The sequence below is a fragment of the Acidovorax facilis genome (assembly GCF_050626955.1).
Lineage (GTDB): Bacteria > Pseudomonadota > Gammaproteobacteria > Burkholderiales > Burkholderiaceae_C > Acidovorax > Acidovorax facilis.
The window spans coordinates 811,242-833,915 of sequence record NZ_CP192460.1; the positions used below are offsets into that span (position 1 = coordinate 811,242).

The following is a 22,674-nucleotide window of genomic DNA, read 5'->3' on the forward strand; positions in this document are numbered from 1 at the left end:
ACGCAGCGGACCGCCCGAGACCGCGCTATCACCGACCGCAGGGAGTTATGCAGGCCATCCCTAGAGCAGGTGATCCGGCGCCAGCGGGCCCAGCAGTTGCAGCATCAGCCGCAGTGGCGCGCTGGCATCGGGTTCGGTGGTGGCATCTGGCAGGCCGCTGCCCTCGGGGGCATGCCACACCAGTTGGCCGCCATCGCGCAACTGCACATGCCAGGCGGATTCGCGCAATGCCGTTTCGATCTGCGTGGTGGCGCGGCGTGACAGGTCGCTGCTGCGGATCAGCAGCGCGATCTCCGTGTTCTGCCGCTGCGAGCGGATGTCCAGGTTCATCGAACCCACCACCAGCAGGCGGCCGTCCATGATCAGAATCTTGGAGTGCAGCATGGCGCGTGAGCTGCCGACAGAACTGGCTGCACCGCTGATACCATCACGCCCCCCCGTGCTGCCCGTGGAGCCCAGTGCCCCGCGCAGCACGCCCGTGAGCTCGCTGCGCATTTCGTACAGCTCGACGCCCATGGCCAGCAGATCGGGCCGGTGGCGCGCATAGCCTGCGTGGGCAATGGGTGCATCGTTGGAGGCCAACGAGTTGGTGAGCACCCGCACCCGAACGCCCCGCGCGCGTGCGGCTGCAAAGGCCTGCTTCATGTCGGGCCCTGGCACGAAGTAGGGCGAAATGATGAGCAGATCGCGCCGCGCCTGTCCCATGAGGTGCAGCAGTCCATCCACCACGGTATCGGTCTGGGCATCAAGAGTTGCAGGGTCGGGGGTAGACACTGCTGCAGTGGCCGATGGGATGCCGTTGGCGGGATTGGACGCTGACGATTCGGGGGTGGCAGCGGCACCGGCCGCCACGGTCAGGGCTTCGATGGGGGCCTTGGCTGGCGCACGCGCAGCGCCCCGCGACACGACGGCGAGGGGCGTTGCCCGGGACGGGGGCTTTTCAGGCAGCGCGGCCAGGGAGGTGCCATCGGGCGGAATCTTGGCAGGCTTGTCCACCAGCACCGCCGCAGGGGCCCAGGTGAACTGCGCTTGCGCCAGGTCCATGGGCTGGTAGTCCCAGATGCGCGCACGCTGGGCGGCGGTGGTGCGCCGGTCGTCTTGCACGGGCTGGCTGTCCGGTGCCAGGGCGCCACCCTGGCCTGCGATACGCTCGCGCTGCACGGCATCCGAGTTGCGCATGCGCTCGCGCAGAATGTCCAGTTCCTCCCGCGTGACCAGCGATTGCACGGGGTAGGCGCGCTCGTTGTTCCAATAGCTGTCGAAACTGCGGGAGAGATCCTGCACCACAGGCCCTGCTGCCAGCACGTCCAGGTCCACAAAATTGCCGGAGTCGGCATTGCCGAAATAGGCGTCCCCCAGGTTGCGCCCCCCGGTGACGCCCATGGCGTTGTCGGCGATGAAGAGCTTGTTGTGCATGCGCTGCTGCACCCGCGAAAAGTCGCTCAACGCGCTGAACATGCGCCCCAGCGGCGAGCCCCGTGCCCCGGTGAGCGGGTTGAACATGCGCATCTCGATGTTGGGCACAAAGGCCAGGCGCATCACCTGCGCATCCCGGCCCACGCTGTGAAAGTCGTCCAGCAACACCCGCACACGCACGCCGCGCCGGGCTGCGGCCACCACACTGAGCAGCAGGCGCTCGGTGCTGGCGTCGGCATGGATGGCGTAGTACTGCAGGTCCAGCGTTTTCTGCGCGGCATCCACCAGCGCCAGGCGGCTGCTGTAGGCTGCCTGTGGCCCACTGAGCAGCAGGAACCCCGAGGGGTGGCGGCCGCCTGCCGATGCCCGGCGCTCCTCGACGAGTTGGCCCAGGGGCGTCCCTGCGGGGGAGATCAGGGCGCTCGACACTGGCCGCTCCACGTCCTTGGGCAGGCCGGCGCAGCCGCTGGTTGCGCCTGCGACGATGACGGCCAAAAGCGCCAGCCAGCCGTAGCGGGCCGTGTTGCCCAGAAACGCTGGAATGGCAGGGGTCGATAAAAGCATGGCGCGATTGTGACCGTGTGGCGGTGGCCGCGCTTGTCAGACGCGGCGCCAACTCCGCCACAGTGGCTGCCCAGGCTGGCAGCCGCCTCCTCAGCATCTCACCGGGCTTACCAGCTCACTTCGCGGTCTGGCGTGGCGCTGATCTTGTGGATCGACAGGTCGGCCCCGTCAAATTCCTCTTCCTGCGTGAGCCGCAGGCCCACCGTGCTCTTGAGAATGCCGTACACCACCAGGCCACCCACCAGCGCCCAGGCCACGCCCAGGGTGCTGCCGATCAACTGGGCCGAGAAGCTAACACCACCGAGCCCACCGAGCGCCTTGCTGCCAAAAATGCCTGCAGCCAGCCCGCCCCATGTGCCGCACAGGCCATGCAACGGCCACACGCCGAGCACGTCATCGATCTTCCAGCGGTTCTGGGTGAGCGTGAACATCACCACAAAGATTGCTCCCGCCACGGCACCCACCACCAGCGCTCCCAGCGGGTGCATCAGATCGGAGCCCGCGCACACAGCCACCAGCCCGGCCAGCGGGCCGTTGTGCACGAAGCCCGGGTCGTTCTTGCCCAGCACCAACGCCGCCAACGTGCCGCCCACCATGGCCATCAGCGAGTTCACGGCCACCAGGCCGGAGAGCTTGTCCACGGTTTGCGCGCTCATCACATTGAAGCCGAACCATCCCACCACCAGCACCCAGGCGCCCAGCGCCAAAAATGGGATGTTGGAAGGCGGGTGGGCAGAGATGGCGCCATCTTTACGGTAGCGGTTGGAACGCGAGCCCAGCAGGATCACGGCCGGCAGGGCGATCCACCCGCCCATGGCATGCACGACGATGGAGCCCGCAAAGTCGTGGAACTCTTCGCCCGTCAGTCCCTTGATCCAGGCCTGCACCCCAAAGTGCTGGTTCCAGGCAATGCCTTCAAAGAACGGATACACAAACCCCACAATGACCGCCGTGGCCATCAGCTGGGGCCAGAACTTGGCCCGCTCCGCGATCCCGCCCGACACAATCGCCGGAATGGCAGCCGCAAAAGTGAGCAGGAAGAAGAACTTGACCAATGCGTAGCCGTTTTGCTGCGCCAGCGATTCCGCACCCACGAAGAAATGCGTGCCATAGGCCACGCTGTAGCCCACCACAAAATACACCACGGTGGACACCGAAAAGTCCACCAGGATCTTGACCAGCGCATTCACCTGGTTCTTTTTGCGAACCGTGCCCAGTTCCAGAAAGGCAAACCCTGCATGCATGGCCAGCACCATGATGGCCCCCAGAAGAATGAACAGGGCATCAGCGCCCTGTTTGAGTGCTTCCATAACGTCCTCGCGCGATTGGTTGATCTGTTCTGGTGCGTTTTGAGCCTGGTCACCAGATTTGCACCAAGTTGAAGCAAAAATCGCGCCAAAGAATGGTGCGTTGTTTTGCACTGTTTTGGTGTGGTGCGGAAAGGACTGGGGAGGAGAGGTGACAATGGGCCGTGCCGCGAGGGTCGTCGCCGCCCAGCAGGGATGACGACGGCGCGAGCGCGCAACTGCCATCCAGTGAAAGTTGCGAGGTATCTCGCTTGTGCAAAGCCCAAGTTTTGAGCGAGTTTGGCGCTGGTGTCTTTGTGAGAGTTTTTTTAGTATCAAAACGCAGCCGCCTTGCCGAGGCTGTCGTCTTCTGCGGAGGTGGGCTGAGCTGGATGGTGGTGGCGGGTCATCTTTGTGCTGCGCGGGTGAGCGCCCCTTGCGGCTGGGGGCTTGCGTTGTTTTGCAGGCACTTCCCACTGGGCTGCGCCCGCAGAGCCCAGCAGCTGCTGTTGTTCGGTCGTTGCCCCACCCATTTTTTACCTTCCGCATGGCTAAGCCCGTGCCTGCCGGGAGTGTGGGGTGGGGGAGTTAGAAACTGTCGCGTCCCTGCATCCGTGCCACAACACGCAAGTCCGCGCCCAAGTTCTCTACGGACTTGAATTCCAGCGCCAGCCCATCGGCCAAGGCCGTCAACGGGCCAAAGTCTGCAATTCCCCGTCCCGCACCCAAAAGCCGTGGTGCCAGGTACAGCAACAGCTCATCGACCAGGCCTTCTCGGACCAGAGAGCCATTGAGCTTGTGCCCAGCCTCTACATGCAGCTCGTTGATGCCCCGTTGGCCCAGGTCCTGGAGCATTGCCGAAAGATCGACCTTGCCGTTCGCATTGGGCAGGTGGATCACCGTAGCCCCACAGGCTTGCAAAGCTGCTTTCTTGGTTTCGTTGTCGGAGGCTGTGTAGACATAACAATCGCGCCCTTTCATCAGCAGATTGGCGTCGGTAGGCAATTGCAACTGGCTGTCCACCACAACCACATGGGGCTGGCGTGGCGTGGGAACTTCGCGGACGTCTAGCCGGGGGTTGTCATCCAGCACGGTGCCAATGCCCGTCAATACAGCGCACGCCCTGGCCCTCCACGCGTGTCCATCCGCCCGCGCAGCGCGTGACGTGATCCACTGGCTGGCGCCATTGTTCAGGGCGGTGGTGCCATCCAGCGAGCTTGCAACTTTCAGCCGCACCCATGGCGTGCCCCGGATCATGCGGCTGAAAAAACCAATGTTGAGTTCTCGGGATTCTTCAGCCCCCGGGCCGACCACGACCTCCACCCCTGCCGCACGCAGCCGGTCAAACCCGCGCCCGCCCACCAAAAGGTTTGGGTCCGCCAACGAGGCCACCACTTTGGCAACACCCGCTTGGATTAGTGCATCGCAGCAGGGGCCAGTTCGCCCATGGTGGGAACAGGGCTCCAGCGTCACATAGGCTGTGGCGCCTGCCGTGTCGAACCCCTTGCCGCTGGCGTCGCGCAGGGCCATGACTTCAGCGTGTGGCCCACCCGCATGCTGCGTGAACCCTTGGCCTATCATTTCGCCGCTTGGAGAGACAAGCACGCAGCCAACACGAGGGTTGGGGTTGGAAACAAAAAGCGCTTGGGTGGCGAGCCCAAGCGCTTGGTGGATATGGGGGGGCGCTTTATGAATCATGGCGCCCAAGATGGTAGCTTAGTGGCTATTTGTCCCAGCAGGTGGCATCAAAGCCAGCATCGCTTTGGATTTTCCCGTTGGCGCCTCGTATCCCTGTGTGGGTCAATGTGTAGTCGCCGCACTTGTCGCCTGTCTGGGGCGTGCCAGCCTTCGGTGTTGCCGTCAGTGTGAATGAAGACGTCGTGGCAGGGCCACCAATGGCGATGGTGTAGCGCTTGGTTGGGTCTGCAGCCCACGTCAGGTTGGCGGGAAGCGTGGTGGGGTAGGTACCCGTAGCGGTGGACGCGCGCTCCAGCCACTGCTGGGCCTGCAGCAGCCCAGCCCTTGCGTCGGCGCGGTGTCCGCGCCGAATGTATTCGGCGTAGCTTGGCATGGCGATGGCCGCGAGGATGCCAATGATGGCCACCACGATCATGATCTCGATGAGCGTAAATCCCCGATGATGATGTTTCATAAAAAACTGCTCTTGATTGAGATTGAGCTTAACGCAGTTGCCGCCAGCTGGGGCGCATGCTTTGCTCTGGGAACGTTTGGTTGTCCAGGTTGTCGTCGGTACCGTCCGCCTTTTTGCCTGTGAGACGGATGATGCTCCCGCGTTGAATCATTGTTTGAGAGCCTGCGGTAATCGACACACGCGAAGCCCCCATGTCGGAGGTCAGGTTGTACTTCCCGTCGCCGTTCGTGTCCATGATCTGCACACTGGGACGCTTGCCGTCCATGATATTGATCAGGGTGAAAAACTGACGTTCCTTGTCCACAGAACCTGCTTCACAGGCCTCCACGCTGGGGTCCAGCAGGGATCCCTTGGCGGGGACTTGCGAAAACACGGCCAGCATATTGCTGCTGTCGTAAAACTCCATGGGTTTGAGCAAACGCTCACGTGTCTCAGGCAGATCCATGTACCAACCTTTATTGGTAGTCCAGTCCAGCGTGGTAGACGCATCAATGGTCCAGAACTGGTGTCCATCGCGTGTAAAGACCGAGGTAACCGGAATTTGGCGCTGTACCAAATTTGCCTGTGTCACCGATGTCGGCAGATCGTCCGTCGACTTCACTAACTCGTCACACGCTGTGTCAGAAGTGGATGCACATACTGCGATGCGGTCTTTCTTGGCGCCTACCAGCTTGTAGCTTGTGTTGTCCAGCACGGAGTACAGGCTTTGCTTGTTCGCATTCTGGGGGTCATCCGTGGCAATGTTACGCCCCGTCCCAAAAGCCACCATCATGCCGCCAACGGGCACAGTTTTCTTCTTGCCGCCGCCAATATCGATCTCCTTCTTGCGATCGTTTGCGCGCACCGTAGGTACTGCGGTGATGGACTGTGCCAGCGTACGCGAGTTGGGCGAACCCTCTGTACCACCCTTGGCGGTGAAAAGTGGAACTCCGTTGGTGGCATGGTTTGTGGTGGTACCTGCCGAACTGCCCCAGCGTGCAACGCCCCAGTTGTTCTCATCACTGTCTGCAATGAGAAACTTCCACACATTGCCTTTGAGGTCGCCGGCATAGACAACGTCAGGGCGGCCATCGCTGTTGATGTCTACCAGACGCGGCGCAGAGAGACCGTTGTCGGTCGTGTTGGTGTGGCTGCCTGTTGCAGTTGTGCCTGTCGCTACCAGTCGCAACAGTTTCTTGTCACCGTCCAAGTATTGCACCAGTAGCACGGGTCGTTCGCTCTTGCTGTTGTAGCCGTTGCCCATCACCGCCGCCCAGCGGTTATTGTTCATCCGCACAATCTGTGTGGTGCGTTGGGGGTTGGTGTCGTCAATCACAGGCTTGGCGAAGATGTGGCCCATGTCGGCTGCAGCCAAGCAAGCTTCCTTGTTTGCCACGGGGGTGACCCCTGCATCTTCACAAACCGCCACGGTGGCCACGGACTCGCTGGCATGTCGGGTTTTGTCCATCAACACCAGTTGCTGGGCGTTGCCCTCTGTAAAGTTGCCTGGGGCTGGCGCTGTAGTGCCCGGATTCGTGATGTCCAGCACAAAGTAACCTTTGCCACCGGCGCCTAACGTGCCTACAAGCATGGTGCGCCAATCAGGAGCGTAGATGCCGTAATCGGGATCACTAGGGTCTTTACCCCCATTGACATCCACATCACCGCTCATGGCCGAACCATCGACGTAATAGCGATGATTCTGGTTGAAAGACGGATCGGTCAAACGGCCCACCGCTGGAATGACGCCCCGTGGTACATAGGCCAGCTTCTCCGTACCGTCATTGGCGGAAAAGCCATGCAGCATGCCATCGTTTCCACCCACATAGATCATGGGCAGGCGATTTTTATTCGATCGGGTAAATGCGGCGTAGCCTTTCCATGCGTAGTTACTGGAAGGTGCGCCGACGTACCACACCTCGGAATTCACAATACTGCCTTGGCGAGACTTTCTTTCACGGAAGGGTTTTGCGGCAGGATAATCGGGCGGGCTTTCTGTGCCCTCTTTGGTACGGTCCCCCCGCACGTAGTTCAATCGATCCTGGCCCAAGGCATCGCTCGTGCCATCGCTCTTCAAATTGAGAAAGTTCTTTTGCGCGGTGCTGAGATTGGTCTCGTCAGTTGTCCATTTGAAAGGGGTTCCAAGCTGGTTCTTGTCATTCCAAGTCAAAATCAGCCGCGCACCTACATCGAAACCTGCTGCATCAAGCACGTCAGCGGTTGTTTTCCCTGCCCAGCCTGCAGCAGGCACTGTGGTGCCATCCGTCTTGACGGTCTCCGCTTGAACCCAGCCCCTCCAGCCTTCCTTGGGTACATAGTTGGCTACATACTTGCCCACATCGTTGCGCGAGGCATTGCTTCCGCTGGTGGCGGTGGATCCCCGGTCGGGCTCGTTCTGGGTATTGATCTGCTGGATGATCATGCGGAAGGCTTTTTCCAAGTCTTCACCCTGTTCCACCGCAAAAAATCTACCGCGCCCGTTGAGCGCAGCGTGCCACAAGTCCAATGAACGCTTGTTTTCGTTGTCCAATTGAGGCCACGTTTGTGTGCCATTCACCAAATTAGGAAAGCTGCCGTCATACCCAAAGGGAACCATTGTTGTGGGGCGGGTGATTGTTGGCGCGCCTGGCCATGTGTATGCCATGGAACTAAAGCCAATGGTATAAGACACCATGTGAGCCCAACTGGCAGGGTTGTACTTTGGGTTCCAGTATTTAGGCAGGGCTACACCGCCGATTGTTTCCGTCGCAGGGGCTTGGTCGTATTCAGCGATGGGGGTTACAGAGCCTGTGAGGCTAGCTGCTGGTTGAAGGCGGTCTGCCCAACTCTTAAACGCCCAATCGGCCAAGGTGTCGCTGAACGTGTCGTGATAGAGTTGGTTGGGTGGCCTAGCCGCTGCGCTTGTGCTGCCGTAAACCGTGCCATCAGGCAGGGTCTTGTCGACGTTACGGCTATCTTGGGATCCCCCGGATACGCCGCCGTTCCATCGGCCATCGGTCATAAAAAGGTGGTAATTGCGACGGCAGCCAAGGTAGGGGGCTCCAGTTGTTCCTGGCTTCGAGGCCCAGGGGCCGTTCTGATGCAGCCCAAGCCTCATGTATTCGTCAGCGTTCTTGAACATTCTGTGAGATGGCGTGCTGCTTCCAGGCTTCAGGTTGTTCACAAAACTGAGAAAATTACTCCGATGGGTGGTATCTAGCACCTTCATGGAGTTGGTGTTGGACTGTGCCGTCGTCCCGGTATTAAGTGTTCCTGGCGTGCCATTGTTTGCGTTCATCGCCTGCCACGCCAAGCGAATTTTTCCCTCAGGTAATAGGGAGGTGTCGTTGAAGACCTCTTTGAGCGCATATTTCAATACGTTCATGCGTCGGTCTGTCGTGCGCCAAATTTTCCTATTCGGATCGTCTGCGGTTGGGGCTGCTACGGTCGGCACGGTATTGTTTGTTGCGCCTGTTGCATTTTCCTGATCAAGCCGAAAATCCATACTCCCCGAATCGTCCACGGAAATAATCACATTGGGTGCCACATAGGGCTCTACGGTGCCCGGTGGCGACTGTGCAAAATCCAGCGCCCAGCTAGCGTGCGGTGCCAGTGCTGCACCGACGGCCATGGCAATCAGGGTTTTTTTAAAATGTGTGCGGTTACGAATGGCGTGGGGCATGGTGTGCTCCTGTTCGAATAGGGGATGAGCTGGCTTTTGATGCTTGTGTATCAAGCGGGAAAAGCTATCATTTTTGAATAAAAATCAGTCTTTGAGCTTCTGGCGGGCGTAGGTTTGTTGCAGCACCGCTTGGGTGATCGGTACGTCCACACCTGCTACGCGTCTTACCTTGCGCCCATACGCAATGGCGGTAATGCGGTATACGACGTTGGGTTTCATATTAAGCGGCAGGTGATTGGCGCCGCCTGCAATCAACGCTGATTTGTCTGCGTTCGGGTCGTAAGGCAATATCTCGATCCAGTACCACCCGCCCCGGTTGTTTGCGGAACGATCTCGCAAAATGGGATTGCCTTTGGGCTCATTTTCGTCGCTACTTAGCTGAGCGCCGCTGTATTGACCGTAGCGCGCACCCACGGTGTCAACCGCCATTTCAGCCAGCGTGAAATCGACGAGGGGGTCTGTTTTGTCGCTGACGTTGTTCCAAAAATCCTGTCTTCCTGTCCGTTTCAGGCAAAGAGCGTTCAGGCAGCGTGGGCCTGTGGTGATGTTCTCCAAGTCTGCCCACAATGCAGCAGCTTCCTTGGCTTCTAATGGGATCTGTGCAACAGCGGACTGGCCTCCGCGGCAGGCCGTGGCGGTTGGAATCCTGCAGTCACTGCCATCGGCCTTTTCGCCGCGTATGTCGAGTTCAGCGTCTTGTATCAGTGCCTGTGCCGCTTCAAAAGCACGCTGGTAATCGGCGTCGTTGCCAACCACCATTTCGTTGAACACCGAAGTGCGTGACGCCCACAGTGCCAGCAGCATCGAGAGCATGACAAAAACAATCACAACGAACAGTGCGACCCCGCTTTGGCGCCGCTGTTTTTGGGGGAGGGAGAGAGGTAGGGGCATGCGTTGCATGGCAGTGCAGTGTGTGGATTAGCCTGCCAGCCCTTGGCTGCGCAGTTGGTAGACGTTGCGGAACACCATGTGCACGCGCCGGTTCCGAGGCTCCGCCAGCGTGGTCAGATCAACTGCAGTGGCGCCATCGCAGTCTGTGTAGGTGCTGCCTGCAGGCAGATTGATTTTTTCGTTGCCAAAGAGCACCAAACAGACTTCCACCGCAAAAACCTGGGCCCAGCCAGGGGTGCCTGGAGCGCCCACCGTGGCCGCATCTACATAGCGCAGGTTGGGGTTGCCCGTGCCTGCTTCCGTTTGCATCAGGTAGCGGACCCGGAAGTTGGCGACATTGCGGACGATCGGCTGGATGTCATTACCTGCTACGCTGGGGCCGTTGCAGCGGAGCTCATTGGTTGCAACATTCAATACGAACTGACTTTGGATGAGGGTGGGGGTACCAGTGCCTCCCAGGCAATTGCGCAGCACAGATTCCGGGGCTGGGGGCGCACTGGGGTTCGTGCGCAGGTACACGTCTTCTGTGTAGTTTCGATAGCCGGCGGTGAGCTTGTATTCGCTGGCGCCAGGGGAGTCCAGACCACTCAGGGTGTCAGTCGCCAGGGTGAATGTGTTGGTCCCGTCGGTAAAGTCGGTTTCAAACGCCACTGGTTCTGCAACCAAAGGTGGGGTGAGGTCAGTTTCCAATTTGGTCGCCGACATTTTGAGTTTGATGGAGCCTGACTGTCTCAATTGCGAGCCAATCACGCGGAAAGCGTACGAGGCTTGCTGCTGCAGGTCGCTGACATCGCTCACGCTGCCCGTGACGCCACGTGACACCATGAGTGCGCCCATCGCCACGGCGATCGTGAGCAGGCCAATCGTGATGCCGACCAGTAGTTCAATCAGCGTCACGCCACGCTGATTGTTTGGCCTCGAGGTGGAATATTTCATGCCGGGCTTGCCTGATAAAAAGGGAGGAGCGGGTGAAGTCAAACGTTGTCAGGACTTGGGGCCTGGGCAGAAGTACTGCACGGTGACATCGGCAAAGTAAGGAGCACAGCGACTGCTGACAGGGATGTACTGGAGGTGGCAGGTGTACCTGGGTGTGGACGTGGGGCTGACGTTGCAGACCGGCGCACCAGCGTCTCCACCCAGATTGGTTGCCGTTGTCAGCAAATCTGCGAGGTAAGAGTTGTCGGTACTGCGCTCGTTCTCACGCCAACGGATCATCACGCCCAGCTGGCGGCGGCTACCGGCTGTGGGTTCGGCCGGAGCAAAAAAGACGCTGGCGTCTCCCAAAGGAAGGGTGCGCTCAAGGGTGCGTTTCCATTCACGCAGGTCATAAGCCGCAAACTCTGCATGGGTGCATTTGGTGGCGCCTTCGCAGAGTTTGGAAGCCTGAGGGGTTGGGGCTGGGCCTGGGCGCCAGTCAACGGTGTAGCTGTCAATGCTCACCAAGGCATTGGGGTGGGTCTTCATGCGCTCGCTCAGATCTTCAATCAGGCGAATGGCCTGTGCACGGTGCACGCTGGTTTGGGTGTCACTAAGGGTACGCATCTGTACACCCAGAACGCCCAGAATGCCCAATGCGGCAACAACGATGGCGACCAGGGATTCGATCAGCGTGATGCCTCGCTGATTAGGATGAGCAGTGTGCTGCATAGTCTTTAGCCGGACGTGCATGGCATATCTTCGGATTTAATGGTTCTGATGCGTCCCCCGGAGCTCATGCACAGGCCGCGAGCTGCCAAGTCTGAGATGTTTTTATCGTGAGGGACCAGGCTGAAACCGACAAATGGGCCTGACACCCGGCCCCAGCGGTCAAATTCGATGCTTGCAGCACCGCCTACGCGCGTCACGTCAATGTTCGGCGGGGTAGGGAAGCTTTGCAAAACTTCTTCACCTGCATCCAATGTTCCATTTCTGTTGGTGTCGGTAAAAACAAACCAGCCGCAATCCCAATTTGCGTTGCCAGGAGCGAGCAGGCAGCCACCGGTGCCAGTGGGGTGCTTGCGGACTGTGACGGTACCGCCCCGTTTGATGGCTTCTGCACGTGCGTAGTAAAGGGTGGATTCAAGCCCCTTCACCGCCTGCTGCACGCGCCAGCGCTCTATCAGCGGTGTGAAACTGGGGAGGGCCAGTGCCGCGAGAAGGGCCAAAATGGAAACGACCACCATCAGCTCAATGACGGTGAACCCATAGGGTGCCCGTGGGGGGCTCGGTTTGCGGATACTCCGCCGTAAGCGAGATAGAGATTGCATGTTCTGCATGGGCGAATGCTATTTGGATAGTTCTGAGGCTGCGTGGGTGTGCTTGATGAGTGGCGCCCGCGTGGTGATGAGCGGCTCGCCCAGGGCCACGCCCTGTGGTTTGTGACTATCGCGTGTAGCCTCTGCACGCCCCAGCATTGTGCAAACCTTTGCACTCTCGATACATCCTCCGATCACGTTCGGCGCGTGTTTCTTCGGAGGTGCTTCGTTGGTGGGTCACTTTGCTCACGCCTTTCTTTTTTGCAGGATTGCTCGCTGAGGCCGTTTTGCTGTCGGAGGTGCCTTTCGCAAGTGTGACTTCTGGGCTGGTCAGCAAGAACAATGCAAATGCGACGGTGGAAAGTGTGGGAAACCCGCTTCGGGGTGAAAGGCTTGGAAGTCTGCGTGCCGATGTTGCGTTGGCTTGTGTCATGGGAGACTTTCAGTGTGGATCGGAGGTCCAAGTTCTGCGCGAGTGTTCTAGATTGCATGGTGCTTGGCAAGGTTAAATTCTTGCCAAGGCTATAATCACGGAGTTTTGCATGGTGCAAGACGCACGCCTGCAGCCGTTCCAGCCGCTGGCGCAAGTAAAAACCACGGCCCAGCTTCCTTTGCGGGCCTTATCAAGGAAAAACAATGATCGCATCCTCTATCAAGGCCGAAGTCGTCAAGGCGAACGCCCGTGCTGCCAATGACACTGGTAGCCCAGAAGTGCAGGTGGCCCTGCTGACCGCCCGCATCAACGAACTGACCCCCCACTTCAAGACGCATGCCAAGGACCACCATGGTCGCCGTGGCCTGCTGCGCATGGTGAGCCGTCGTCGCAAGCTGCTGGACTACCTGAAGGCCAAGGACGCTGACCGTTACACCGCGCTGATCGCCAAGCTGGGTCTGCGCAAGTAATTGCAATCGCATGCGAAAACGCCTGGGTTAGTCCGCTAGCTCAGGCGTTTTTTACTTCGGAGTCGCAAAACAGAGCGAAGCTGTGTCATTCCAATGAAGTTGCCGCCATGGGTTGGTGTGCAGGTTCCCTGGAATGGCATCGTGTTCTGAATTGCTCTCCAAGCCAATCTGGTAGAGCGCTACCAGCTATTAAAACAGGAGCTGAACATGAGCATTTTCAACAAAGTCACCAAGACCTTCCAGTGGGGTGACAAGACCGTCATCATGGAAACGGGTGAGATCGCCCGCCAAGCCTCCGGCGCTGTGCTGGTGAACATTGATGACACCGTGGTGCTGGCCACCGTGGTGGCATCCAAGGGTGCCAAGCCAGGACAGGACTTCTTCCCCCTGACGGTGGACTACATCGAGAAGACCTACGCTGCAGGCAAGATCCCTGGCAGCTTCTTCAAGCGCGAAGCCAAGCCCAGCGAGCACGAAACCCTGACCAGCCGTCTGATCGACCGTCCGATCCGCCCGCTGTTCCCCGAAGGTTTCTTCAACGAAGTGCATGTGGTGATCCACACGGTGTCGCTGAACCCAGAGGTGGACGCTGACATCGCAGCCCTGATCGCTACCAGTGCAGCCCTGGCCATCTCCGGCATCCCGTTCAATGGCCCCATTGGCGCCGCACGCGTGGGCTACATCAATGGCGAATACGTGCTCAACCCTGGTCAGACTGCGCGCAAGAACTCGCAGATGGATCTGGTGGTGGCAGGTACCGAGGCCGCCGTGCTGATGGTGGAATCCGAAGCACAACAACTGTCCGAAGAAATCATGCTCGGCGCTGTGGTGTTTGGCCACGAGCAAGGCAATGTGGCCATCAACGCCATCCACGAACTGGTGCGCGATGCTGGCAAGCCCGTATGGCAGTGGGAAGCCCCTGCCAAGGACGAAACCCTGATCGCCAAAGTGGTGGCCCTGGCCGACGACAAGCTGCGCGCTGCCTACCAGATCCGCAACAAGCAAGCCCGCACGCAGGCTTGCCGCGAAGCTTATGCGGCCGTGATGGCAGCCTTGAAGGCTGAGGGTGTCGAGTTCGACGCTGTCAAGGTTGAAGGCATGCTGTTCGATATCGAAGCTGGCATCGTGCGCAGCCAGATCCTAGCCGGCGAGCCCCGGATCGATGGCCGCGACACGCGCACCGTGCGCCCTATCGAAATCCGTGGCAGCGTACTGCCCCGCGCCCATGGCTCGTCGCTCTTCACGCGTGGCGAAACCCAGGCGCTGGTGGTGACCACGCTGGGCACCGAGCGCGACGCTCAGCGCATCGATGCGCTGGCTGGAGAGTATGAAGACCGCTTCATGATGCACTACAACATGCCTCCCTTTGCCACCGGTGAAGTGGGTCGCATGGGTTCGACCAAGCGCCGCGAAATCGGCCATGGTCGTCTGGCCAAGCGCGCTCTGATTGCCGTGTTGCCGACGAAGGAAGAATTCCCCTACACCATGCGCGTGGTGTCCGAAATCACCGAATCCAACGGCTCGTCGTCGATGGCATCGGTCTGCGGTGGCTGCCTGTCGCTGATGGACGCGGGCGTTCCGATGAAGGCGCATGTGGCGGGTATCGCCATGGGCCTGATCAAGGATGCCAACCGTTTTGCCGTGTTGACCGACATTCTGGGTGATGAAGATCATCTGGGTGACATGGACTTCAAGGTGGCGGGTACCACGGCTGGTATTACCGCGCTGCAGATGGACATCAAGATCCAGGGCATCACCAAGGAGATCATGCAGGTCGCCCTGGCCCAGGCCAAGGAAGCGCGCATGCACATCCTGGGCAAGATGCAAGAGGCCATGGGTGAAGCCAAGACTGAGGTGTCGAACTTTGCGCCCAAGCTCTACACGATGAAGATCAACCCCGAGAAGATCCGTGACGTGATCGGCAAGGGCGGTGCGGTGATCCGTGCGCTGACCGAAGAAACCGGCTGCCAGATCAACATCGAGGAAGACGGCACCATCACCATCGCCGCCACTGATGCGGCCAAGGCCGACGAGGCCAAGAAGCGCATCGAACAGATCACGGCGGAAGTCGAAATTGGCAAGATCTACGAAGGCCCTGTGACCAAGATCCTGGACTTCGGCGCACTGATCAATCTGCTGCCCGGCAAGGATGGTCTGCTGCACATCAGCCAGATTGCCCACGAGCGCGTTGAGCGCGTGGGTGACTACCTGACCGAAGGCCAGATCGTGAAGGTCAAGGTCATGGAAACCGACGAGAAGGGCCGCGTCAAGCTGTCGATGAAGGTGCTGGCCGATCGTCCTGCCGGCGGCAGCGACCGTCCTGCTCCAGCAGAGCGCGGCGACCGCGAACCACGCCGTGACCATGGTCGTGACGGGGGCCGTCAGCCCGCGGATCAACAGCAACAGCAACAGTCCTTGCCTTCGGACAGCGGTTCCGGGCAGATTGTCGGTTGATCGGATTTTTGCTATTGATTTTGTAGCTGCTTGTGCTTTTAAATAAAGTGCTGGCAGCCAAAATCACTCAAAAATTGACCGTCCCATGAATCGCAATATGCGTGCTGTCGAGATCACTTCCTTTGGTGTACCCGAGGTCTTGCGCCTGGGTGAGCGCCCCGTGCCGCAGGCGGGTGTCGGTGAGCTGCTGATCCGTGTGGCTGCCAGCGGTATCAACCGCCCCGATGTGCTCCAGCGGATGGGGCACTATGCCCCTCCGTCTGGCACGTCTGACCTGCCGGGCCTGGAAGTCGCGGGAGTGGTGGAGTCGGGGGATGCCGCAGCCATGGCCGAGGCGGGTATCCGGGTGGGTGACCGCGTCTGTGCGCTGGTGGCGGGTGGTGGTTATGCCCAATGGTGCGTGGCGCCTGTGGTGCAGTGCCTGCCGGTGCCTGATGGCTTTAGCGATGTCGAGGCTGCATCACTGCCCGAGACGTTTTTCACCGTGTGGAGCAATGTGTTCGACCGGGGGTGTCTGCAGGAGGGTGAAAGCTTGCTGGTGCAAGGCGGTACCAGTGGTATTGGTGTGACGGCTGTTCAATTGGCACGGGCCTTTGGCGCAACGGTCATTGCAACTGCAGGTAGCGACGAAAAGTGTGCGGCATGCCTGCAGCTGGGGGCCCACGAGGCCATCAACTACAAGACGCAGGATTTTGTGGCAGAAGCCAATCGCATTACGCAGGGCAAAGGCGTGGATGTGGTGCTGGACATGGTGGCAGGTGACTACGTGGCGCGCGAGGTGCAGTGCCTGGCTGAGGACGGCCGCATTGTCATCATTGCGGTGCAGGGTGGCATCAAGAGCGACTTCAATGCGGGTTTGGTGCTGCGCCGCCGGCTGACCATTACTGGCTCCACCTTGCGTCCGCGTTCTGTGGCATTCAAGGGGGCGATTGCGCGTGCATTGCGCGAGCATGTGTGGCCTCTGCTGGTGGCGGGGCGTGTGCGGCCCGTCATTCACAGCACATTTGCGGCGACAGAGGCTGCTAAGGCCCACGCGCTGATGGAGTCAAATCAGCACATTGGCAAGATTGTTTTGACGTGGTGATCATGAAAAACAAGAGAAAACTCATCGCAGGCAACTGGAAGATGAACGGCAGTCTGGCTGCCAACGATGCTTTGCTGAAAGGCATCTTGGCGGGGCTGGCTGACGCGGTTTGTGACGTGGCCGTTGCGGTGCCGGCGCCCTATCTGGCGCAGGTGCAGGCTGCTGCGTCGGGGTCTTTGGTGGCGGTGGCTGCCCAGGATGTATCGCAGCACGAAGCAGGTGCCTACACCGGAGAGGTGTCGGCCGCCATGTTGAAAGACTTTGGTGTGCGGTACGCGCTCGTGGGGCATTCAGAGCGCCGCCAATACCATGGTGAAACCGACGTGGTGGTCGCCGAGAAAGCGCAGCGCGCACTGGCGGCAGGTATCACGCCTATCGTCTGCGTGGGCGAGACTCTTCAGGAGCGCGAAGCTGGGCAGACCGAGGTTGTGGTCAAGCGTCAATTGGCGGCTGTGATCCACCTCAATGGTCACTGCATCAGCGAAGTGGTGGTGGCTTACGAACCGGTCTGGGCCATTGGCACGGGCCGCACGGCGTCGCCTGAGCAGGCGCAGGCAGTGCATGCAGTGCTGCGGGCACAGCTGTCTGCGGCCAGCGAGCATGCGGATCGAATCCGCCTGCTGTACGGCGGCAGCATGAATGCGGCCAATGCCGCCCAGTTGCTGTCCCAGCCGGATATCGATGGCGGCCTTGTTGGCGGTGCCTCGCTGAAAGCGCCCGATTTCCTTCAAATCATTGCGGCCGCCCGGTGAGGCTGCCCTTCAAACTATTCAATCAGGAGTGAACAGAGAATGAACGTGATCGTGAATGTGGTGTTGGCTGTGCAGATGCTGACGGCCTTGGGGATGATTGGCCTGATCCTGATCCAGCATGGCAAGGGTGCCGATATGGGCGCAGCGTTTGGCAGTGGCAGTTCCGGAAGCCTGTTTGGTGCCAGCGGTAGCGCCAACTTCTTGTCGCGCACTACGGCGGTGCTGGCTGCGGTGTTTTTTGTGGCAACGCTGGCACTGGCCTATTTCGGCAATGCGCGTCCTGCCAGTTCGGGTAGCGTGCTGGAAAATCCCGCTGCTGCAGTGCCTGCAGGTGCGCCTTCGTTGTCGGCTTCGGATGCTGCTGTGGCTCCTGCCGTGCCCGCCTCGGGTGCAGCGCAGATCCCCACCAAATAATCTGCACTAAATTGGGCTCCGTAAGCCGAAGCAGGGTTTTTCCGGAGTAGAATTCTGGATTGTCTGGAAAGCCAAAACCGCAAGGTTCCTCATGCCATCCAGATGCAAAAATCAGCCGTCGTGGTGAAATTGGTAGACACGCTATCTTGAGGGGGTAGTGGCGAAAGCTGTGCGAGTTCGAGTCTCGCCGACGGCACCAAAACAAAGGCCTGCCTGCATGACCCGGCTCGGGTCCTGACGGGCAAGGCCACAGCGGTGAGCACATCCTCAAGATGAACCTCGATCAGTACCTCCCCGTCCTTTTGTTCATCTTGGTCGGCATCGCCGTAGGCGTTGTCCCCCTTGTACTCGGCTACATACTGGGCCCCAACCGCCCGGATGCCGCGAAGAACTCTCCCTACGAATGTGGCTTTGAAGCCTTCGAGGATGCGCGCATGAAGTTTGATGTGCGCTACTACCTTGTGGCCATTCTCTTCATTCTGTTCGATCTCGAAATTGCATTCCTCTTCCCATGGGCGGTGACGCTGCATGAGGTGGGGATCGCTGGTTTCGTGGCGGTCGTTATTTTCCTGGCCATTCTGGTTGTGGGTTTTGCCTACGAGTGGAAAAAGGGTGCCCTGGATTGGGAATGAGCGAGCCTCAACAAGGATGATGCAATGATTGAAGGCGTGATGAAGGAAGGCTTCATCACCACGAGTTACGACTCGGTGGTGAATTGGGCCAAGACCGGCTCTCTGTGGCCGATGACATTCGGCTTGGCTTGCTGTGCCGTCGAAATGATGCATGCTGCGGCGGCGCGTTACGACATCGGTCGTTTTGGGGCGGAAGTGTTCCGCGCGAGCCCGCGCCAGTCTGACCTCATGATTGTGGCCGGCACGCTGTGCAACAAGATGGCGCCTGCGTTGCGCAAGGTGTACGACCAGATGTCCGAGCCGCGTTGGGTGTTGTCGATGGGCTCGTGTGCCAACGGCGGCGGTTACTACCACTACAGCTACTCCGTAGTGCGTGGTTGCGATCGCATTGTTCCGGTGGATGTCTACGTGCCAGGTTGCCCGCCCACGGCGGAGGCGTTGATCTACGGGATCATCCAGCTGCAGCAGAAGATTCGCCGTACCAACACCATTGCTCGTGTCTGAAGGGTTGATGATGACCGCTGTTGCCATTCGGCCTGAAAAACTCAAAGACAATATTGCCGCCGCCCTGGGGGTGATGGTGCGTCAGATCACGGTGGCGTTGGATGAGGTCACCTTGGTCGTTGATGCGGCTGATTACCTCGAATCCATGCGCGTGTTGCGTGACGCTGAAGGTTGCCGCTTTGAGCAACTGATCGATTTGTGTGGCGTGGACTATTCGGCATATGCCGATGCCGTGCGTGAAGGCCCCCGCTATTGCGTGGTCTCGCACCTGTTGTCCGTCAGTCTGAATCAGCGTGTGCGGGTCAAGGTGTTCTGCGCCGATGATGATTTTCCGGTGGTGGCCTCGGTCTCCGACCTGTGGAACTCCGCCAACTGGTACGAGCGCGAAGCGTTTGATCTGTTCGGCATTTTGTTCGACGGCCACAACGACCTGCGCCGTATCCTGACCGACTACGGCTTCATTGGCCATCCCTTCCGCAAAGACTTTCCGCTGTCTGGTCATGTTGAGATGCGCTACGACGCAGAGCTGCGCCGGGTGGTTTACGAACCCGTGTCGATCGAGCCGCGGGAGATCACGCCGCGCATCATCCGCGAAGACAAGTACGGAGGCCTGCACTAAGGCGCCCGCGCCCCATGTGAACCACCATGGCTGAAATCAAGAACTATTCCCTGAACTTTGGTCCGCAGCATCCGGCGGCGCACGGTGTGCTGCGCTTGGTGCTGGAGCTCGATGGCGAAGTCGTACAGCGGGCCGACCCGCACATCGGCCTCCTGCACCGTGCCACCGAAAAGCTGGCCGAACACAAGACCTACATCCAGTCGCTGCCCTACATGGACCGATTGGACTACGTTTCGATGATGTGCAATGAGCACGCCTACTGCCTGGCCATCGAAAAGCTGCTGGGCCTGGAAGTGCCCCTGCGTGCGCAGTACATCCGCGTGATGTTTTCGGAAATCACGCGCCTGCTGAACCACCTGATGTGGCTGGGTTCGCATGGCAACGACTGCGGCAGCTCCACCATCCTGATCTATACCTTCCGCGAGCGCGAAGACCTGTTCGACATGTACGAAGCCGTCTCTGGCGCGCGCATGCATGCAGCGTATTTCCGTCCAGGCGGTGTGTACCGTGACCTGCCGGACTCCATGCCGCAATACAAGGTCAGCAAGATCAAGAACGCCAAGGCCCTGGAGGCCATGAACCAGAACCGCCAAGGTTCTTTGCTTGATTTCATCGACGACTTCACCAAGCGCTTCCCCGGTTGCGTAGACGAGTACGAGACCCTGCTGACCGACAACCGTATCTGGAAGCAGCGCACCGTGGGTATTGGTGTGGTGCCGCCCGAGCGTGCGCTGAACCTGGGCATGACCGGCCCCATGATCCGTGGCTCCGGTATTGCCTGGGACCTGCGCAAGACCCAACCGTACGATGTTTACGACCGTGTGGACTTCGATGTACCCGTGGGCAAGACAGGTGACTGCTACGACCGCTATCTGGTGCGCGTGCAGGAAATGCGCGAATCCAATCGCATCATCAAGCAGTGTGTGGATTGGCTCAAAGCCAATCCGGGTCCTGTCATTACTGACAATCACAAGGTGGCTGCGCCCGCTCGTGAATCCATGAAGTCCAACATGGAGGAGTTGATCCACCACTTCAAGCTTTTCACTGAAGGGTTTCACGTGCCCGAGGGTGAGGCTTATGCTGCGGTGGAGCATCCCAAGGGCGAGTTTGGCATCTACCTGGTGAGCGACGGCGCCAACAAACCGTACCGCCTCAAGATCCGTGCGCCTGGTTTCGCGCACCTCGCCACGCTGGACGAAATGGCACGCGGCCACATGATTGCGGACGCCGTGGCCATCATCGGCACCATGGATATCGTGTTCGGAGAGATTGACCGATGATTACCGAATCGACCCGCGCGCGTTTTGCGCGTGAAGTGGCCAAGTACCCCGCCGAGCAGAAGCAGTCTGCAGTGATGGCCTGCCTGTCTATCGTGCAACAGGAGCAGGGGTTTGTCAGTGCTGAAAGTGAAGCGGTGATTGCCGAGTATCTGGGTATAGCCCAGATCGCCGTGCATGAAGTCACGACCTTCTACAACATGTACAACCAGCAGCCGGTGGGCAAGTACAAGCTCAACGTGTGCACCAACTTGCCTTGTCAGCTGCGCGACGGACAGAAGGCGCTGCACCACCTTGAAAAGAAGCTTGGTGTGACCATGGGCGAGACCACGGCCGATGGCCTGTTCACCCTGCAGCAGTGTGAGTGCCTGGGCGCCTGCGCCGATGCGCCCGTGATGCTGGTCAACGACCGCACGATGTGCAGCTTCATGGACAACGACAAGCTCGACCAGTTGGTCGACGGCCTGCGTGCGGCGGAGGGACAAGCATGACCACCGCTGCACAGATCCTCTCGCAGTTCCAGGCCACGGGCGTCCAGACCTGCTTCCACGACCGCCACATCAACCCGCAGATCTACGCGGGCCTGGATGGTGCGAACTGGAGCATCAAGGACTACGAAGCGCGCGGCGGCTATGCTGCGCTGCGCAAGATCCTGGGCACCGATGGCGGTGAACCACTCACGCAGGACCAGGTCATCGCCACTGTCAAGGAATCCGGCCTGCGCGGCCGTGGCGGTGCGGGTTTCCCCACCGGCCTCAAGTGGAGCTTCATGCCCCGCTCGTTCCCAGGCCAGAAGTACCTCGTGTGCAACTCCGATGAAGGCGAGCCTGGCACGTGCAAGGATCGCGACATCCTTCAGTTCAACCCGCACATCGTTATCGAAGGCATGATCATCGCGGCCTACGCGATGGGCATCTCTGTGGGCTACAACTACATCCACGGTGAAATCTTCCAGACCTACGACCGCTTTGAAGAAGCGTTGGAAGAAGCGCGCGCAGCCGGTTACCTGGGTGACAAGATCCTTGGCAGCAACTTCAGCTTCCAGCTGCATGCGGCGCATGGCTTCGGTGCCTATATCTGTGGCGAAGAAACTGCGCTGCTCGAATCGCTCGAAGGCAAGAAGGGCCAGCCGCGCTTCAAGCCGCCGTTCCCTGCCAGCTTCGGTCTGTACGGCAAGCCCACCACCATCAACAACACGGAGACCTTCGCGGCCGTGCCGTGGATCATCCGCAATGGCGGCCAAGCCTACTTGGAGTGTGGCAAGCCCAACAACGGTGGCACCAAGATCTTCTCGGTTTCGGGCGATGTGGAAAAGCCCGGCAACTACGAAGTACCCATGGGCACACCGTTTGCCAAGCTGCTCGAACTGGCCGGTGGCGTGCGCAAGGGGCGCCAGCTCAAGGCAGTGATTCCCGGTGGCTCCTCGTCCCCGGTGCTGCCTGCCTCCATCATCATGGAATGCACGATGGATTACGACTCCATTGCAAAGGCTGGCTCCATGCTGGGCTCGGGTGCCGTCATCGTGATGGACGATTCCCGCAGCATGGTCGAGAGTCTGCTGCGCCTGTCGTACTTCTATTCCCACGAATCCTGTGGCCAGTGCACGCCATGCCGTGAAGGCACGGGCTGGATGTGGCGCGTGATCGACCGTATTCAGCACGGTCAGGGGCGCGAAGGCGATCTGGACCTGCTCAATTCTGTGGCAGACAACATCCAGGGGCGCACGATCTGTGCGCTGGGCGATGCCGCTGCCATGCCTGTGCGCGCCATGATCAAACATTTCCGTCCCGAGTTTGAGGCACTGATCCGGAACAAGGCCCCGCAGGCCGCGACCTCCGTCTGATCGCGAGAA

The 22,674-nt window shown here is 59.7% G+C and carries 20 protein-coding genes and 1 tRNA gene; 12 read left to right on the top strand and 9 right to left on the bottom strand.

Annotated features, from left to right (window positions below):
* Positions 1 to 60: 60 nt before the first annotated feature.
* The 9 genes from ACQ4MJ_RS03690 to ACQ4MJ_RS03730 form a co-directional block, all read right to left on the bottom strand.
* Positions 61 to 1,980, bottom strand: coding sequence for a phospholipase D-like domain-containing protein (locus ACQ4MJ_RS03690; protein WP_431149978.1), 1,920 nt, complete (start codon positions 1,978 to 1,980; stop codon positions 61 to 63).
* 107 nt (positions 1,981 to 2,087) lie between these two features.
* A complete protein-coding gene (locus ACQ4MJ_RS03695) occupies positions 2,088 to 3,290 on the bottom strand; it encodes an ammonium transporter (protein ID WP_431149976.1) in 1,203 nt (400 codons plus the stop codon).
* A gap of 564 nt (positions 3,291 to 3,854) precedes the next feature.
* Positions 3,855 to 4,964, bottom strand: coding sequence for a bifunctional diaminohydroxyphosphoribosylaminopyrimidine deaminase/5-amino-6-(5-phosphoribosylamino)uracil reductase RibD (gene ribD / locus ACQ4MJ_RS03700; protein WP_431149974.1), 1,110 nt, complete (start codon positions 4,962 to 4,964; stop codon positions 3,855 to 3,857).
* A gap of 25 nt (positions 4,965 to 4,989) precedes the next feature.
* Entirely contained in the window at positions 4,990 to 5,418 is a 429-nt protein-coding gene (locus ACQ4MJ_RS03705) for a type IV pilin protein (protein ID WP_431149972.1), read from the bottom strand.
* A gap of 28 nt (positions 5,419 to 5,446) precedes the next feature.
* Positions 5,447 to 9,058: a pilus assembly protein gene (locus ACQ4MJ_RS03710; protein WP_431149970.1), complete on the bottom strand. Its 3,612-nt coding sequence runs from the start codon at positions 9,056 to 9,058 to the stop codon at positions 5,447 to 5,449.
* An 84-nt stretch (positions 9,059 to 9,142) separates the two neighbouring features.
* Positions 9,143 to 9,958, bottom strand: coding sequence for a pilus assembly PilX family protein (locus tag ACQ4MJ_RS03715; protein WP_431149968.1), 816 nt, complete (start codon positions 9,956 to 9,958; stop codon positions 9,143 to 9,145).
* A gap of 18 nt (positions 9,959 to 9,976) precedes the next feature.
* On the bottom strand, positions 9,977 to 10,885 hold the full coding sequence (locus ACQ4MJ_RS03720; protein ID WP_431149965.1) for a PilW family protein: 909 nt from the start codon (positions 10,883 to 10,885) through the stop codon (positions 9,977 to 9,979).
* A 48-nt stretch (positions 10,886 to 10,933) separates the two neighbouring features.
* Positions 10,934 to 11,596, bottom strand: coding sequence for a type IV pilus modification protein PilV (pilV, locus tag ACQ4MJ_RS03725; protein WP_431149963.1), 663 nt, complete (start codon positions 11,594 to 11,596; stop codon positions 10,934 to 10,936).
* Between the two features lie 5 nt (positions 11,597 to 11,601).
* Entirely contained in the window at positions 11,602 to 12,204 is a 603-nt protein-coding gene (locus ACQ4MJ_RS03730; protein WP_431149962.1) for a GspH/FimT family pseudopilin, read from the bottom strand.
* A 615-nt stretch (positions 12,205 to 12,819) separates the two neighbouring features.
* On the opposite strand from ACQ4MJ_RS03730, the gene rpsO reads away from it, so the two are divergent.
* The 12 genes from rpsO to nuoF all read left to right on the top strand — a co-directional run bounded on the left by rpsO (position 12,820) and on the right by nuoF (position 22,665).
* Positions 12,820 to 13,086: a 30S ribosomal protein S15 gene (gene rpsO, locus ACQ4MJ_RS03735; RefSeq protein WP_005793232.1), complete on the top strand. Its 267-nt coding sequence runs from the start codon at positions 12,820 to 12,822 to the stop codon at positions 13,084 to 13,086.
* Between the two features lie 207 nt (positions 13,087 to 13,293).
* Complete coding sequence (gene pnp / locus ACQ4MJ_RS03740; protein WP_228899345.1) at positions 13,294 to 15,540, top strand: polyribonucleotide nucleotidyltransferase; 2,247 nt, start codon at positions 13,294 to 13,296, stop codon at positions 15,538 to 15,540.
* Positions 15,541 to 15,637: 97 nt separating this feature from the next.
* On the top strand, positions 15,638 to 16,624 hold the full coding sequence (locus ACQ4MJ_RS03745; protein WP_431153119.1) for an NAD(P)H-quinone oxidoreductase: 987 nt from the start codon (positions 15,638 to 15,640) through the stop codon (positions 16,622 to 16,624).
* Positions 16,625 to 16,626: 2 nt separating this feature from the next.
* Positions 16,627 to 17,376: a triose-phosphate isomerase gene (gene tpiA, locus ACQ4MJ_RS03750; protein WP_431149959.1), complete on the top strand. Its 750-nt coding sequence runs from the start codon at positions 16,627 to 16,629 to the stop codon at positions 17,374 to 17,376.
* Positions 17,377 to 17,415: 39 nt separating this feature from the next.
* Positions 17,416 to 17,790, top strand: a complete 375-nt coding sequence (secG, locus tag ACQ4MJ_RS03755) for a preprotein translocase subunit SecG (protein WP_055393223.1) — start codon at positions 17,416 to 17,418, stop codon at positions 17,788 to 17,790.
* Between the two features lie 114 nt (positions 17,791 to 17,904).
* Positions 17,905 to 17,989, top strand: a tRNA-Leu gene (locus ACQ4MJ_RS03760).
* Between the two features lie 73 nt (positions 17,990 to 18,062).
* Positions 18,063 to 18,422: an NADH-quinone oxidoreductase subunit A gene (locus ACQ4MJ_RS03765; RefSeq protein ID WP_055393226.1), complete on the top strand. Its 360-nt coding sequence runs from the start codon at positions 18,063 to 18,065 to the stop codon at positions 18,420 to 18,422.
* 24 nt (positions 18,423 to 18,446) lie between these two features.
* Positions 18,447 to 18,926, top strand: a complete 480-nt coding sequence (locus ACQ4MJ_RS03770) for a NuoB/complex I 20 kDa subunit family protein (protein ID WP_007849129.1) — start codon at positions 18,447 to 18,449, stop codon at positions 18,924 to 18,926.
* Between the two features lie 10 nt (positions 18,927 to 18,936).
* A complete protein-coding gene (locus ACQ4MJ_RS03775) occupies positions 18,937 to 19,545 on the top strand; it encodes an NADH-quinone oxidoreductase subunit C (RefSeq protein ID WP_431149956.1) in 609 nt (202 codons plus the stop codon).
* A 26-nt stretch (positions 19,546 to 19,571) separates the two neighbouring features.
* The gene (locus tag ACQ4MJ_RS03780; RefSeq protein WP_182119480.1) at positions 19,572 to 20,825 is read left to right on the top strand and encodes an NADH-quinone oxidoreductase subunit D; all 1,254 of its coding nucleotides are present in this window, start codon (positions 19,572 to 19,574) and stop codon (positions 20,823 to 20,825) included.
* Positions 20,822 to 21,313 (top strand): NADH-quinone oxidoreductase subunit NuoE, encoded by a 492-nt coding sequence (nuoE, locus tag ACQ4MJ_RS03785; RefSeq protein ID WP_431149953.1) that lies wholly within the window; start codon positions 20,822 to 20,824, stop codon positions 21,311 to 21,313. The genes ACQ4MJ_RS03780 and nuoE overlap by 4 nt, the downstream gene beginning before the upstream one ends.
* On the top strand, positions 21,310 to 22,665 hold the full coding sequence (nuoF, locus tag ACQ4MJ_RS03790; protein WP_218300594.1) for an NADH-quinone oxidoreductase subunit NuoF: 1,356 nt from the start codon (positions 21,310 to 21,312) through the stop codon (positions 22,663 to 22,665). The genes nuoE and nuoF overlap by 4 nt, the downstream gene beginning before the upstream one ends.
* Positions 22,666 to 22,674: the final 9 nt, after the last annotated feature.

Bases quoted from the DNA above. Each gene is read 5' to 3' on its own strand.
- ACQ4MJ_RS03690 (WP_431149978.1), bottom strand. From the start codon at position 1,980: ATGCTTTTATCGACCCCTGCCATTCCAGCGTTTCTGGGCAACACGGCC.
- ACQ4MJ_RS03695 (WP_431149976.1), bottom strand. From the start codon at position 3,290: ATGGAAGCACTCAAACAGGGCGCTGATGCCCTGTTCATTCTTCTGGGG.
- ribD (WP_431149974.1), bottom strand. From the start codon at position 4,964: ATGATTCATAAAGCGCCCCCCCATATCCACCAAGCGCTTGGGCTCGCC.
- ACQ4MJ_RS03705 (WP_431149972.1), bottom strand. From the start codon at position 5,418: ATGAAACATCATCATCGGGGATTTACGCTCATCGAGATCATGATCGTG.
- ACQ4MJ_RS03710 (WP_431149970.1), bottom strand. From the start codon at position 9,058: ATGCCCCACGCCATTCGTAACCGCACACATTTTAAAAAAACCCTGATT.
- ACQ4MJ_RS03715 (WP_431149968.1), bottom strand. From the start codon at position 9,958: ATGCAACGCATGCCCCTACCTCTCTCCCTCCCCCAAAAACAGCGGCGC.
- ACQ4MJ_RS03720 (WP_431149965.1), bottom strand. From the start codon at position 10,885: ATGAAATATTCCACCTCGAGGCCAAACAATCAGCGTGGCGTGACGCTG.
- pilV (WP_431149963.1), bottom strand. From the start codon at position 11,596: ATGCAGCACACTGCTCATCCTAATCAGCGAGGCATCACGCTGATCGAA.
- ACQ4MJ_RS03730 (WP_431149962.1), bottom strand. From the start codon at position 12,204: ATGCAGAACATGCAATCTCTATCTCGCTTACGGCGGAGTATCCGCAAA.
- rpsO (WP_005793232.1), top strand. From the start codon at position 12,820: ATGATCGCATCCTCTATCAAGGCCGAAGTCGTCAAGGCGAACGCCCGT.
- pnp (WP_228899345.1), top strand. From the start codon at position 13,294: ATGAGCATTTTCAACAAAGTCACCAAGACCTTCCAGTGGGGTGACAAG.
- ACQ4MJ_RS03745 (WP_431153119.1), top strand. From the start codon at position 15,638: ATGCGTGCTGTCGAGATCACTTCCTTTGGTGTACCCGAGGTCTTGCGC.
- tpiA (WP_431149959.1), top strand. From the start codon at position 16,627: ATGAAAAACAAGAGAAAACTCATCGCAGGCAACTGGAAGATGAACGGC.
- secG (WP_055393223.1), top strand. From the start codon at position 17,416: ATGAACGTGATCGTGAATGTGGTGTTGGCTGTGCAGATGCTGACGGCC.
- ACQ4MJ_RS03765 (WP_055393226.1), top strand. From the start codon at position 18,063: ATGAACCTCGATCAGTACCTCCCCGTCCTTTTGTTCATCTTGGTCGGC.
- ACQ4MJ_RS03770 (WP_007849129.1), top strand. From the start codon at position 18,447: ATGATTGAAGGCGTGATGAAGGAAGGCTTCATCACCACGAGTTACGAC.
- ACQ4MJ_RS03775 (WP_431149956.1), top strand. From the start codon at position 18,937: ATGACCGCTGTTGCCATTCGGCCTGAAAAACTCAAAGACAATATTGCC.
- ACQ4MJ_RS03780 (WP_182119480.1), top strand. From the start codon at position 19,572: ATGGCTGAAATCAAGAACTATTCCCTGAACTTTGGTCCGCAGCATCCG.
- nuoE (WP_431149953.1), top strand. From the start codon at position 20,822: ATGATTACCGAATCGACCCGCGCGCGTTTTGCGCGTGAAGTGGCCAAG.
- nuoF (WP_218300594.1), top strand. From the start codon at position 21,310: ATGACCACCGCTGCACAGATCCTCTCGCAGTTCCAGGCCACGGGCGTC.